This is a genomic window from Flavobacterium sp. B330r (assembly GCF_056824325.1).
Genome location: NZ_CP124860.1, coordinates 2,640,210 through 2,652,853 on the forward strand (window position 1 = coordinate 2,640,210; position 12,644 = coordinate 2,652,853).

The 12,644-nt window shown below is 33.2% G+C and carries 15 protein-coding genes; 14 read left to right on the forward strand and 1 reads right to left on the reverse strand.

The window, feature by feature from the left end:
• Positions 1-71 precede the first annotated feature (71 nt).
• From gcvH to QLQ95_RS11845, 12 genes are all read left to right on the forward strand, one after another.
• Entirely contained in the window at positions 72-452 is a 381-nt protein-coding gene (gcvH, locus tag QLQ95_RS11790; protein ID WP_095927914.1) for a glycine cleavage system protein GcvH, read from the forward strand.
• The gene (locus QLQ95_RS11795) at positions 445-828 is read left to right on the forward strand and encodes a VanZ family protein (RefSeq protein ID WP_095927913.1); all 384 of its coding nucleotides are present in this window, start codon (positions 445-447) and stop codon (positions 826-828) included. The genes gcvH and QLQ95_RS11795 overlap by 8 nt, the downstream gene beginning before the upstream one ends.
• 113 nt (positions 829-941) lie before the next feature.
• Positions 942-1,685: a deoxyribose-phosphate aldolase gene (gene deoC, locus QLQ95_RS11800; protein WP_482503911.1), complete on the forward strand. Its 744-nt coding sequence runs from the start codon at positions 942-944 to the stop codon at positions 1,683-1,685.
• 19 nt (positions 1,686-1,704) lie between these two features.
• Positions 1,705-3,828 carry an energy transducer TonB gene (locus QLQ95_RS11805; RefSeq protein ID WP_482503913.1) on the forward strand — a complete coding sequence of 708 codons (2,124 nt, stop codon included), beginning with the start codon at positions 1,705-1,707 and terminating at the stop codon, positions 3,826-3,828.
• A 159-nt stretch (positions 3,829-3,987) separates the two neighbouring features.
• Positions 3,988-4,890, forward strand: a complete 903-nt coding sequence (gene cyoE / locus QLQ95_RS11810) for a heme o synthase (protein WP_482503914.1) — start codon at positions 3,988-3,990, stop codon at positions 4,888-4,890.
• A gap of 5 nt (positions 4,891-4,895) precedes the next feature.
• A complete protein-coding gene (locus QLQ95_RS11815; RefSeq protein ID WP_482503916.1) occupies positions 4,896-5,480 on the forward strand; it encodes a cytochrome c oxidase subunit 3 in 585 nt (194 codons plus the stop codon).
• A gap of 42 nt (positions 5,481-5,522) precedes the next feature.
• Entirely contained in the window at positions 5,523-6,506 is a 984-nt protein-coding gene (locus QLQ95_RS11820; RefSeq protein WP_095927908.1) for a cytochrome c oxidase subunit 3, read from the forward strand.
• 19 nt (positions 6,507-6,525) lie between these two features.
• Positions 6,526-6,876, forward strand: a complete 351-nt coding sequence (locus tag QLQ95_RS11825; protein WP_095927907.1) for a cytochrome C oxidase subunit IV family protein — start codon at positions 6,526-6,528, stop codon at positions 6,874-6,876.
• Between the two features lie 79 nt (positions 6,877-6,955).
• On the forward strand, positions 6,956-7,597 hold the full coding sequence (locus tag QLQ95_RS11830) for a hypothetical protein (protein WP_320492727.1): 642 nt from the start codon (positions 6,956-6,958) through the stop codon (positions 7,595-7,597).
• Positions 7,598-7,610: 13 nt separating this feature from the next.
• Positions 7,611-8,297, forward strand: coding sequence for an SCO family protein (locus QLQ95_RS11835; protein ID WP_095927905.1), 687 nt, complete (start codon positions 7,611-7,613; stop codon positions 8,295-8,297).
• A 2-nt stretch (positions 8,298-8,299) separates the two neighbouring features.
• Positions 8,300-8,842, forward strand: coding sequence for a DUF420 domain-containing protein (locus tag QLQ95_RS11840; RefSeq protein WP_095927904.1), 543 nt, complete (start codon positions 8,300-8,302; stop codon positions 8,840-8,842).
• On the forward strand, positions 8,832-9,095 hold the full coding sequence (locus QLQ95_RS11845; protein ID WP_428237028.1) for a hypothetical protein: 264 nt from the start codon (positions 8,832-8,834) through the stop codon (positions 9,093-9,095). Before QLQ95_RS11840 ends, QLQ95_RS11845 begins: the two co-directional genes overlap by 11 nt.
• Before the next feature lie 24 nt (positions 9,096-9,119).
• Here QLQ95_RS11845 and QLQ95_RS11850 read toward each other — a convergent pair whose 3' ends face one another.
• Positions 9,120-10,526 carry a DUF4403 family protein gene (locus QLQ95_RS11850; RefSeq protein WP_428237029.1) on the reverse strand — a complete coding sequence of 469 codons (1,407 nt, stop codon included), beginning with the start codon at positions 10,524-10,526 and terminating at the stop codon, positions 9,120-9,122.
• A gap of 178 nt (positions 10,527-10,704) precedes the next feature.
• On the opposite strand from QLQ95_RS11850, the gene QLQ95_RS11855 reads away from it, so the two are divergent.
• Both QLQ95_RS11855 and QLQ95_RS11860 read left to right on the forward strand, forming a co-directional pair.
• The gene (locus QLQ95_RS11855; RefSeq protein ID WP_320492730.1) at positions 10,705-11,406 is read left to right on the forward strand and encodes an ABC transporter ATP-binding protein; all 702 of its coding nucleotides are present in this window, start codon (positions 10,705-10,707) and stop codon (positions 11,404-11,406) included.
• Positions 11,399-12,643 (forward strand): ABC transporter permease, encoded by a 1,245-nt coding sequence (locus QLQ95_RS11860; protein ID WP_095927902.1) that lies wholly within the window; start codon positions 11,399-11,401, stop codon positions 12,641-12,643. The genes QLQ95_RS11855 and QLQ95_RS11860 overlap by 8 nt, the downstream gene beginning before the upstream one ends.
• The last annotated feature ends 1 nt before the right edge of the window (position 12,644 follow it).

Sequence of the window (12,644 nt, forward strand, 5' to 3'; positions counted from 1 at the left end):
CTAGATTTTATTAGAAGATTATTACATTTGTGGCTTAAATTTTAAACAATCAATTTTCAAACACAACGATTATGAGCATACCAGCAAATTTAAAGTACACAAAAGATCACGAATGGGTTAGCATCGAAGGAGATGTTGCAACTGTAGGAATTACTCATTTTGCACAAAAAGAGTTAGGAGATATCGTGTATGTTGAGGTAGAAACTTTAGATCAGACACTTTCAAAAGATGAAGTTTTTGGAACTGTTGAGGCTGTAAAAACAGTTTCTGATTTATTTTTACCATTAACAGGTGAGATCATTGCTTTTAATGAAGACTTAGAAAGTGCTCCAGAAACTGTAAATTCAGATCCTTATGGGGCTGGATGGATGATTAAAATAAAAATTGCTGATGCTTCAGAAATTGACACTTTATTGTCTGATCAAGCTTATAAAGAATTAATCGGTGCCTAAACAACTATTATTAATTTGGGCAATTATCTGCTCTGGAATCATTACTTATTTTTGTCTTACAGATTCTAGTAATATACCAGCGGTTAGTTTTCCAAGCATTGATAAAATTGTACATTTCTGTTTTCATTTTGGATTTACAATTTCATGGATTTTGTTTTTCAAAAAAGAATTAAAAGGAAAAGAAGCAGACGCTTATAAAGCGTATTTGATTTCTTTTATATTCTCTGTTTTTTTCGGAATTACGATAGAAATTCTCCAAAGTGCTCTTACAGTAACAAGAGCTTCAGATGTTACAGATGTTTTAGCAAATGCACTAGGAGCGTTTGTGGCAGTTTTTTCTGCAATAGCTTTTAAGAGTCAAATCGATAAAATATAATTTCAAAACCCACTTCGGTGGGTTTTTTATTACAAGAAAATCAAGCAGTTAAAAGCTATGTTTTTTCAATATAAAATGTACTTTTGTGCTGGTTTCCTGCAACTTCAATCAAAATGAATGTAAAGCAATATTTAGACTCCACGTATTTGAAAACTGCATCGCAAGCTGGTCTTTCGGAAGCAGAAAATACTGTTGTGGTTAAAAATGCAATTAAGGAAGCAATTCTAGAAGGTTTTAAGCTAATTATGATTCGTCCAGAGTATGTTTCTTTGGCAAAAAACATGATTGTTGAAGCCAATTCTGTTTTATTGGTTGGAACTGTAATTGATTTTCCAGAAGGAAAGTCAAGTTTGGAAACCAAAATTAAAGAAGCAAACGAAGCAATTGCAAATGGAGCTGACGATTTAGATTTTGTTTGTAATTATGAAGCCTTCAAGAATGGAGATCTCGATTTGGTTAAAAAAGAAATCTTAATTGGAACGCAGATTGGATTGGCAAATGATAAAACAGTAAAATGGATTATTGAAGTTGCGGCCTTAACAGATAAAGAAATTATCCAGTTATCTTCTTTAATAAAACATGTTGTAGTATCTAATTTTAAAGAAGAAGATTTTGATTCTGTTTTTGTGAAATCCTCTACAGGTTTTTATAAAACAGAGAATGATCTTCCAAATGGAGCAACAGTTCCAGCAATAATTATGATGCTCGAAAATGCTTCGCCGCTTTCAGTAAAGGCAGCTGGTGGAGTCCGTTCATTTGAAGAAGCTGCAGAAATGATTCGTTTAGGAGTAAAACGTATCGGAACTTCGGCAGCAAAAGCAATTGTAAACGAAGAAATTTCCCCAAATCAATATTAAATAAATACCCAAATTTTAAGTGAATAAGTTTTTTTTGTCCCTTGTTTTAATTTCTTCGTTCTTTATTGTTTCTGCTCAGCAAAATGGTAATTCTTCTGTTCAGCCAGGTTTTGCAGCAGAAATGTTTCCAGTTTTTCCTAACTGCGAAAATTTAGAAGGCAAAAAATTAGAAAATTGTTTTTATAAAGAAGTTCAAGATTTTGTGTTTAGCAATTTTCAAGTCCCTCAAAAATTAAAAGAAAACAATTATAAAGGAGTAGTAAAAGTACTTTTTGAGGTAAATGCAGAAGGTGAATTTAAAGTAATTTATGTTTCTGCAGAAACGGAAGAATTGTCTGAAGAAGCAAAAAGAGTTTTTGGCACATTTCAAAAAATAAAACCCTCAACTTACAATGGAAAACCGACATATTCTAAATATACGATTTCTATTGATATATCACTAAAAAATGCTTCACAGCTTGCAGCAGAAGCTCAGGCAGCGGCAGAAATATTAAAGCCAACACAAAAACCAATGACTGAGCTGGATAGTATTGTATACAAAAAATACAATAATCCAGAATTTGATAGTCATTTAAATATTCCTTTTTCACATAGTTATTATGCGCAGTTTGATGCAGAAATGAATCAAGTTGGGATTAATAATCATACAGCATCTAAACCTTATACGTACGCTGAGGTTTCAAAATATTATAATTTGAAAGCGGTGAATGAATCGTTGCAGAAAAAAACATCGACTTGGCTGGGAAGAAAATGGTGGAATGAAAATCTAGTGCAGATTCAAGGAGAAGATTATTGGTTTTCATTAAATCCGATTGTAGATTTACAAATGGGTAAGGCTTCAGATCTTGATGCATCTTACACTTATGTGAATACTAGGGCGCTAAACTTTAGAGGAGGTTTAGGGAAACAAATTAACTTTACAACTACATTTTTTGAAAGTCAGGGAAGATTTGCAGGGTATTTTAACGATTATGCGGAATCTATTAAACCATCTGGAGGAAATCCGGCAATAATTCCGGGAGTTGGAATTGCAAAAAGATTCAAAACCGATGCCTATGATTTTCCTTTAGCGGAAGCGAATATTACTTTCGCGCCAGGAAAAATATTTGATTTTCAATTGGGTTATGGAAGAAATTTCATAGGTGATGGTTATCGTTCTTTGTTGGAAAGCGATGGAGCAAGTCCGTACCCGTACTTTAAAATCAACACTAAATTTTGGAAAATTAAATATACCAATACGTATATGTGGATGAAAGATGTTCGTCCAGAAGTAACAGCAGAGAGAACTTACGCAACAAAATTCATGGCGAACCATTATTTAAGCTGGAACGTTTCAAATAGGGTAAACTTAGGTTTTTTTGAATCTGTAGTTTGGACAGACACCAACAACAGAGGTTTTGATGCTAATTTTGTTAATCCGATTATTTTTTACCGTGCAGTAGAATTTGGATCTTCATCTAAAAGTGGAAATGCACTTTTGGGGATTACGGGTAAATACAAATGGAATAATAGCATAAATCTGTATTCGCAGTTCTTGATTGATGAATTTTCTGTTTCAGATGTTGGAGCGGGAAATCAAAGCTGGAAAAATAAATTCGGATTTCAGCTTGGAGCAAAATACTTCAATGCATTTAATGTAAAAGATCTTTTGGTACAGGTTGAATTGAACAGTGTTCGTCCTTACGTGTACTCGCACAGCGCTGTTATTACAAACTACGGACACAACAATCAGAGTGTAGGACATCAATGGGGTGGGAATTTTAAAGAACTTATTGCAATTGCGAGATACCACAAAGGGCGTTGGCTTGCCGATGCAAAATTGACTGTTGGGACTAGAGGTTTGGATTTTGATACCGCAGCAGACTCATATAACTACGGAGGAAATATTTATAAAAGTTACGATGTAAAACGTCCGTATGATACGGGTGTGAAAATCGGACAAGGAAATAAAACCAGTGTTTTTATTGCAGATGTGCAAGGAGGATATTTAATTAATCCAATGACAAACTTGAAATTATTTGGAAGTTTAATCTACAGAAATTTTGATCCGACTCAAGAAACGGCAGCAACTTTTAAACAAAGTACGACTTGGTTTAGTATCGGATTACGTTCAGATATTTTTAATTGGTATTTTGATTACTAGTCTTTTTAATAAGATTTTTCGAAATAATAGTGTTAAAGAATGCTGAGATCTTAATTTCTATAGGGTTTATTGAAAAAAATCTAAAATTATAGGTTTAAATTCTACAATCTAATTTGTACATTTGCACCACTCAAAAAAAATACACAAAATACAACGGTATTGAACGCTGCAAAAAATACATTATCACTCAAATCAATATTTCTAGATTTTAAAGAGATTACTAAAGCTGGTTTAGCTATTAGTGTATTGTTCTCTTCTATTGCTGGATATTTATTAGGCGTAGATTCTGAACATCCTTTTAAATGGAGTGTTTTGGCTGTTTTGGCAGTTGGAGGCTATTGTATGGTAGGAGCTTCAAATGCTTTTAATCAAGTAATAGAAAAAGATATCGATTCTTTAATGGATCGTACCAAAAACCGTCCAGTTCCTTCAGGACGTATGTCTCCTAAAGTCGCTTTATTAGTAGCAAGTTTGCTTACTATTATTGGTATTGCACTTCTTTATACGATAAACGCAAAGTCGGCAATGTTTGCTGCGATTTCGATATTTCTTTATACAAGTGTTTATACACCATTAAAAACAGTAACTTCGTTGTCTGTTTTTGTTGGAGCTTTTCCTGGAGCGATTCCGTTTATGTTGGGCTGGGTAGCAGCAACTGGCGAATTTGGCATCGAGGCAGGGACTTTATTCTTAATTCAATTTTTTTGGCAGTTCCCGCATTTTTGGTCTATTGGATGGTTTTTATATGAAGACTATGAGAAAGCAGGAATTTTTATGCTTCCGACAGGTAAAAAAGATAAAGGAACAGCATTGCAGATAATATTGTATACAATTTGGCTTATTATAGCATCGTTATTACCTGTGTTAGGTTTTACGGGTCAGTTATTTATTTCTCCAATTGCGGCAGTTTTAGTGTTTCTATTAGGGATTTGGATGCTTTTTTATGCGGTTCGTTTGTATAAGTTAAGAACTGCAAAGGCAGCGAGAACATTAATGCTAGTGAGTGTTTCTTATATCTCGCTTTTGCAAATTGTATTTATAGTAGATAAATTTTTAAGATAGTTTTTATGGAAATGACATTGAAAACAGAAGAACAAGTAAGGAAATCAAAATCGGCAAAACTGATTCTGCTTTTCGCGATGGTTAGTATGACCATGATGTTTGCTGGTTTAACTAGTGCATTTGTAGTTAGTAAATCAAGAGCAGACTGGTTGAAAAATTTTGAACTTCCTTCAGCTTTCTATTGGAGTACAGCGGTAATTATTGCATGCAGTGTTACTTTTTACTTGGCAAAAAAAGCCATTCAAAAAGACAATAGAAGTGCGGTTACTGGATTGCTTCTTGGAACTTTAGCTTTAGGGATTTTATTTGTGGTATTACAATTCAAAGGATTTGGACAAATCGTTTCAGAAGGGTATTACTTTACAGGAGAAGGTAGTTCAATTACTACAACTTTTCTATATGTGGTAACAGTTACACACCTGTTGCACTTAGCTGGCGGATTAATTTCACTTTTAATTATAATTTATAATCATTTTAAACAAAAATACAATTCGACTCAAACTCTTGGGATAGAGCTAGGTGCGATGTATTGGCACTTTTTGGATTTATTATGGGTATATTTATTTTTATTTTTATATTTCTTTAAATAAGAAAAAAACGTAAATTTGGGAACTTTTTAACGAATATCTTTTATGGGAGCGACAGTTACTACTGCAAACAACGACGAAAAAACTTGGGGAGGCGGTCACAATGAGCCTTTAGGAGCAAGTTATGGTAAAATGATGATGTGGTTTTTTATCGTATCAGATGCCTTAACATTCTCTGGATTTCTAGGAGCTTATGGTTTTTCTAGATTCAAATTTATTGAAACTTGGCCTTTGGCTGATGAAGTGTTCACTCACTTCCCATTTATGCATGGTGTTGCGGCTCCAATGTATTATGTAGCATTAATGACTTTTATTTTGATCTTTTCTTCTGTAACAATGGTATTAGCTGTTGATGCAGGACACCAATTGAAAAAGACAAAAGTTGCTGTTTACATGTTCTTAACTATTATTGGAGGTTTAATTTTCGTTGGTTCTCAAGCTTGGGAATGGAAAAACTTCATTAAAGGGGAATATGGTGCAGTTGAAACTGCTGGAGGTAGTTTACTTCAGTTTGTGGATAAAGATGGTAAAAGAGTAGCTTTAGCTGATTTTGCTGTTAAATTGCCAGAACAAAGAGAAGCTTTAACAAGAAGCCACTCAACTTGGTTTATGGAAGACGCTCAGTCTCTTCCAACTTACACGGTTGCTGAAGTTCAGGCTGGTTTTAAAGCACACCCTGAAGTTTTAATCAGAACAGAAAAACTTACAGATAAAAAGAAAAAGACAATCTTGTCAAGAGAAGAATCTGAAAAACATTTAGCAACAGCTAAGTATGTAGTAGAAGGTGCTAACTTGATCAGAAATGAGTACGGTAATAAATTATTTGCTGATTTCTTCTTCTTTATTACAGGTTTCCACGGATTCCACGTATTCTCTGGAGTTATTATCAATATCATTATTTTCTTTAATGTATTATTAGGTACTTACGAGAAGAGAAGAAGCTACGAAATGGTAGAAAAAGTTGGTTTATACTGGCACTTCGTAGATTTAGTTTGGGTATTTGTATTTACAGTTTTCTACCTAGTTTAATTTTTAGCATTTAATTATTATGTCACACGAGCACGTATCAAATACAAAAAGAATCTGGTTTGTTTTCGCATTACTTTCAGTAGTAACTACAGTTGAAGTTATTTTGGGTATCTACAAACCTGCATCATTAGAATTTACTCATTTTATTGGTTTGAATTTGTTAAACTGGATTTTCTATATCCTTACAATTTTCAAAGCATACTATATTGTATGGGCATTTATGCACATGGAAGGTGAAAAAAGCAGCCTTAGATGGTCTGTAGTTTCTCCTGTTATCTTCCTAGTTTTATATTTATTGTTTATTCTATTGACAGAAGGACATTATATTTATGGGGTTTTTAAAGATTCTACTATTAAATGGAATTTTTAACATGATATTAATTCGAAAAGAAGCTCCGATTTACGGAGCTTTTTTTATTTTTGTACCTCAATAATTCTCCGTTAATACAATGAAAAAAAATATAGTTCTCTTTGTACTTTTTGTATTGCCAATTGTAGCGTATTTGTTTTTCGCTTCAGGTGTAAATAGTTTTACAACACTTCCTGTAATAACACCAAAAGTGGCCGACTTTGGAAATTGGAATTCATTAAACGGAAAAAAAATCTCCCTTGATAAAAAGATTACTGTGCTAGGTTTTGCTGGTACAAATATTTTAGAAAATAGAGGTAATTATTTTAATCTAAATGAAAAGATCTATAAACGTTATAACGGTTTTGAAGACCTTCAGTTTGTAGTGTTGTGTCCGATAGGAACTGAAAAAGAAGCTCAAAAAATTGTTGATGCTTTATCTCCTTTCACAGATGTTAAGAATTGGAATTTTGTTTTTGCTTCAAAAGAAGAGATCCAGAAATTTTATGACGGACTGCATTTAAAAGAAAAACTGAATGAAAACCTTGGAACTTCTAATGTGTATATTGTCGATAAAGAACGCAATCTGAGAGGAAGAAAAGATCAGAAAGAATACAAAGAAGGTTATGATACTTTTCATCCGTCTGAGTTGAGTAATGAAATGCTTGATGACTTCAAGATTATTCTTTACGAATATCGCGCAGCTTTAAAGAAGAATCATAACGCTACAAAGCAACTTTAAAAAATCATTTATAATGTTTAAGAACAAATCATATATCGGAATCTCTTTTGTGATTCTAATCTTCGGGATTTATGCCATTCCTAAAATTGTCGATCGAGTTAAAAACGGTGACGTTGTAAAAGGAAACCGTTTGGATAATGTTGGGGTTAAAACTTCAAAAGATGCGAAGCTTTTGACAATTGGTCCGGCTCCAAAATTCGAATTGACCAATCAAGACAATGTGAAAATTTCGAATGAAACGTATAAAGGAAAAGTTTATGTTTTGGAATTCTTCTTTACAACTTGTCCTTCTATCTGTCCAAAGATGAACATGAGCATGCTGGAGATTGAAAAGACTTTTTTTGGGAATCCTAATTTTGGAATTGTTTCTATTACAATCGATCCGAAACACGATACTCCACAAGTTTTAAAAGATCATGCTAAACTGTTAGGTGTTAAATCTTCAAACTGGAATTTCTTAACTGGAGACAGAAACGTAATTATGGATTTGTCTAATAAAGGATTTAATCTTTATGCAGGAGAAAATGATAAAGTAAGCGGCGGATTTGAGCATTCTGGTTTGTTTGCTTTAATTGACAAAGACGGAAACATTCGATGCAGAAAAGATGAATTCGGAAATCCGAGTATATACTACGACGGTTTAGATAAAAAAGGAGTAAGAGATATTCAGCAAGACATTAAAATTTTATTAGAAGAATAAAAATGGAAGATAATACTTTAGAGAAAAAATATAACAAGTTCATTATTGCGGTTTCAATTGTAATTCCAGTTGTCGTGGCAATTTTATTTGGTGTTAAATTAAAAGATTTTGGTTTTAATGTAGAACCTTTATCATTTTTACCTCCAATTTATGCAACTACAAATGGTATTACTGCTGTTGTGCTAATTTTGGCTGTTATGGCAATTAAGAAAGGAAATCAAAAATTACACGAAAGATTAATGACTTTTGCTATTGCATTGTCGGTTGCATTTTTGGTTATGTATGTAGCGTATCATATGACTTCAGATTCTACAAAATACGGAGGAGAAGGAGTATTGCGTTATGTGTATTTCTTTATTCTTGTAACGCATATTTTATTGTCAATTGCTATTATTCCACTTGTTTTGATTACTTATGTAAGAGCACTTGCAAAACGTTTTGACAGACATAGAAAAATAGCTAAAATCACTTTCCCGCTTTGGTTATATGTAGCGGTAACGGGAGTAGTGGTTTACTTAATGATTTCTCCATATTATGTACACTAAAAAAAATAATATTCAAATCTTAAAATTCAAATTTCAAGCTCTGTTTTTTGGAATTTGTTTTTTCTTTATTGGAATTTCTGCTAATGCGCAATGTGCAATGTGCCGTGCGGCTTTAGGAGGAGATTCTAATACCAAAAAAGCTGAAGCTGTAAATGATGGAATTGTTTACTTAATGGTAATTCCGTATTTACTTGTATTAATAATTGGATATTTGATTTATCGAATGTATTCTAAAAAGAAAAAAGCAGTGTAGTTTACACTGCTTTTTTTTTGGTTTTTATTTCAATCCGTTAACCGAAACATTAACCGTTCCGTTTATTTTGATGAAGGCTATAATGGCTTGATTGGTCAACTGTATTTTATCAAACTGAATGTCTTCCATTTTTCCGTTAACAAATACTCCAGGCATCGGCGAATAGTTTTTTAAGTAACCCGCCATACTTTTTTTGCCTTCTTCCAAATTCGGTTGAATGGAATATCGGCAGCTTTCTTCCATTTTTCTAAGAATATATCCTTGTGCAAGCCAGTTTGCTGTGCGCATCAGTTTGCTTTTGGTGTCTAAGACGTAATCTAGCTTTTCAAAATAAATCTCTTTTGTTTGTGCGTTGTATGAAGGGAATCCATTTAAATAAATAGTTCCGTTTATAGATCCTAAAATGTCTAAAGCAATGACCATTTTTCCGTCTTTATGCCAAATTGAAACATTTTTTACGGTTACTTTTTTGCTTCCAGAACCAAACTCCTGACCTGCAAAATTCTTGGTCATAATTTTTGATGCATCTACATAACTCGAAATGGCAGCAATATTAGCAGAAATCTGATTTGGGATTTTAGCAACAGGTTTTAGCGCAATTTTGCTAGCATTATATTTTGATTCTGGTTGTTTTCCAACGATGGTTTCCATATTGCATTTCATTCCCATATCAAGCAAGAAAGAATCGTTTTTCAGTTTTGCATTGGTAGAGTAAATTTCGATCGGAACAATTCGCAACCAGCTTTCATAGGTATCACTCATTTGAAAAGGAGTAGAGATTTTTTCAACAGCCTGAAGAACGTTTGGTTTAAAATCCATTGATTTTTCAATTGCTCCATCAATTTCCTTTTCTAGCTGGTTTTTAAAAATAGAAATAGCGGGATTTATTAAATAAGTAATCGGCATGTTTTTGCCAAATACAGTCATTGTTGGGCTTTCGTTCCAATTTAGAGACTTGAACTCTGTTTTTGTTGTTAGTTTCCAATTGGTAAGAGTGGTTTCGCTAGATAAAGTTATAACTCCGTTTAGATTAAATTCTCTAACGTCGTAGAGCTCTATCCCCATTTTTTTTGTTCCGATTCGATATTTGATATTCGCTTTAAGCGGTAAAATCGTTCTAATTCTTTTATTCGGATTTGAGGGATCGTTTTGAATTTTGATTGGAGCCTGTTTCCAGATTTTTATTTCAATATCATCATCTTGGATGTTATTATCCTCATAAATCAATCCGTTAAGGAGCGTGTTTGTCTGATTTTCGATATCACTTAATTTAATCGTAATAGGAAGATTGATAAAAGACGGACTGCTATCATAAACTAGCGGGCTGGCGTCATCGGGTTCGGGTTTTAATGTTTCTAATTTTGAAGTTGAAGAACAGCTTGTTAGTACGGCAAGCACCGAAAACATTGTAATAATAGAAGTAAGCTTCATTTTAGTATGAATTTTTAGACAAGGTAAAATTACAAAAACAATCATATTTTCTGAAAAAAGTGTAACAATAACTAAAAAAGGTAGTCTAATAGAAAATAGGTAACATAATTATTAACTTTTTATTATCATAAATTACTTAATAAATACGTTATTATTGTCTAAAAAAATTAACAATACCATGATTGAAATTAAAGATTTACACAAATCCTATAAAATGGGAAGTTCGCAATTACATGTATTAAAAGGGATTAATTTTAATATAGAGGAAGGGGAATTGGTTGCAATCATGGGATCGTCTGGTTCGGGTAAATCAACACTTCTTAACATTTTAGGAATTTTGGATGAAGCCGATTCAGGAAGTTATATTTTAGACAAAACACCAATTAAGAAATTAAACGAAACAATTGCTTCAAAATATCGTAACAAATTTTTAGGTTTTGTTTTTCAGTCTTTTAACTTAATAAATTACAAAACAGCATTAGACAATGTAGCGATGCCTTTGTATTATCAAGGCGTTAAAAGGAAGGAACGTTACGAGATAGCGATGAAGTATTTGGAGAAAGTAGGTTTGGGTTCTCATGTTAACCACTTGCCAAATGAACTTTCTGGAGGTCAAAAACAGCGTGTTGCTATTGCAAGAGCATTAGCTTCGAATCCGAAAGTATTACTTGCCGATGAGCCAACAGGAGCTCTTGACACCAAAACATCTTATGAAGTTATGGAGCTTATTCAAGGGATTAATGACGAGGGAAAAACAATTTTGATCGTGACACACGAACCCGATATTGCAGCAATGTGCAAAAGAAATGTAGTCCTAAAAGATGGATTAATTATCGATGATAAAAAAGTAGAACAAGTTAGAGCTTCGTCTTATGTTTAATATTGAACGTTGGCAGGAAATATTTGAAGCCATTTCTAAAAACCGTTTAAGAACATTCTTAACGGGAGTCTCTGTGGCTTCGGGAATCTTTATTTTGGTCATCTTGCTTGGTGCAGGAAAAGGTCTTCAGAACGGAATTGAAAAACAATTCGAACGCGATGCGGCTGGAATTATAGAGGTTTGGTCTGGAACTACTACTAAAGAATATAAGGGATTAAATCCAGGGAGACAAATTCAATTTCGCAATAGCGATTATAATCAATCGGTACAGAAATTCGAAGATAAATTAGATTTGAGAGCTTCAACAAATAATTATTGGGGGCAGTCTTTTGCTTATGGCAAAGAATCTGGTAATTATCAATTTAGAGGAGTAAATCCAGATTATGGCGGAATCGAAAATTTAACCATAGTTCAAGGCCGTTATGTAAACGCGAAGGATTTAGAAAGTAATGCAAAAGTGGCGGTTATCGGAATGAAATTGAAAACCGATTTGCTTAAAGATAAAGAGGCAATAGGAGAAGAAATTCTAATTAACAACATTAACTTTAAAGTAGTCGGAGTCTTTACAGATCCAGGAGGAGAAAGAGAAGAGACTCGTGCTTATTTGCCTTTAACTACAGTTCAGAAAACATTTGGAGGTGGCGATAAAATTAGCAACTTGTTTTTTACCCTAAAAAAGACAAGCGATTATGATGAAGCATTGGCTCAATCAGAAAAATTTACCCAAGATTTAAAAAACTTATTAAAAAGTAAAAACGTAGTAGCTCCCGAAGATGATGGTGGGGTAGGAGTTTATAATTCAGTTAAAGACGCTAAACAGTTTTACGATTTAAATTTATATATCAGACTCTTTTTCTGGTGGGTTGGTATATGTACCATTATAGCAGGAGTTGTTGGAGTAAGTAATATCATGCTTATTATTGTAAAAGAACGTACAAAAGAAATCGGAATTAGAAAAGCACTGGGAGCTTCGCCTTTTTCTATTATCACGATGATTCTTCATGAATCAATTTTCATTACGACCATTGCAGGTTTTGTGGGGTTATTGGCTAGTCTTGCTTTATTGGAGTTCGTTGGTCCGATGGTTCAGAGTGAGTATTTCAGAAATCCTGAAGTAGATTTTAGTGTAGCTTTAACTACTTTGGTATTACTTGTTTTTGCCGGAGCAATGGCAGGATTTTTCCCAGCCTACAGAGCAGCCAAAATTAAACCTATTGTAGCACTTAGAGACGAATAAT